At 58.9% G+C, this 275-nt stretch carries 1 protein-coding gene; it reads right to left on the reverse strand.

Annotated features, from left to right (window positions below):
* Positions 1-275, reverse strand: a 275-nt coding sequence (locus tag ACM6IT_RS28025; protein WP_414919117.1) for a VCBS domain-containing protein, incomplete at both ends; no start/stop codon positions are given.

The raw sequence follows: 275 nt of genomic DNA on the forward strand, positions 1-275 counted from the left end.
GCCGTGACGGTGAAGGTGCCGTTCTGGGTCAGCGCCGTGGTATCCGGGTTGCTGCCGTCGCTGAGGTTTTTCTCGTAGACCGTCAGTTCACCGCCATACACGTTGAGGCCGTTGAGGATTACTGGGTCATCGTTGTTGTGGATCTGCAGCACCAGGTTCGCGGTGCTGCTGTCGCCGTCCGAATCGGTAAGGGTGTAGGTGAAGGTTTCGGTGCCGTCGCCACCGCCGTGCAACGCCTTGAAATCGGCATCACTGGTGTTGAGGGTATAGGTGTA

This window comes from Pseudomonas sp. IT-P4, assembly GCF_949767755.1.
Lineage (GTDB): Bacteria > Pseudomonadota > Gammaproteobacteria > Pseudomonadales > Pseudomonadaceae > Aquipseudomonas > Aquipseudomonas monachiensis.